Source organism: Rhodoferax sp. RT5P35 (genome assembly GCF_056521385.1).
On record NZ_JBWMAX010000247.1, the window covers coordinates 650 to 1,173 of the forward strand.

The 524-nt window shown below is 67.2% G+C and carries 1 protein-coding gene; it reads left to right on the top strand.

The features are described 5' to 3' along the window. Positions 1 to 524 (top strand): ribonuclease PH (gene rph / locus AC097L_RS25380; protein ID WP_479589475.1); only part of this gene is annotated, 524 nt, incomplete at both ends.

Sequence of the window (524 nt, forward strand, 5' to 3'; positions counted from 1 at the left end):
GGTGGCCGTGCCACCCAGCAACTGCGCCCGGTGCGCATCACCCGCGGCTACACCATGCACGCCGAAGGCTCGGTGCTGATCGAGTTTGGCAATACCAAAGTGCTGTGCACCGCGTCTGTCGAAGAAAAAGTGCCTGGCCACAAAAAGGGCAGTGGCGAGGGCTGGGTCACCGCCGAATACGGCATGCTGCCGCGCGCCACCCACACCCGTAGCGACCGCGAGGCCGTGCGCGGCAAGCAAAGCGGGCGCACGCAGGAAATCCAGCGCCTGATCGGCCGCTCGCTACGCGCCGTGTTTGACCTGAAGCTGCTGGGCGAGCGCACCATCCACCTGGACTGCGACGTGCTGCAGGCCGACGGCGGTACCCGCACGGCGGCCATCACCGGCGCGTTTGTGGCGGCGCAGGATGCTGTCAACGTGCTGCTGCAGTCTGGCAAGCTCAGCGTCACGCCAATCCTCCAGCCCGTGGCCGCCATCTCGGTGGGCATCGTGCACGGCACGCCGCTGCTGGACCTGGAATACAC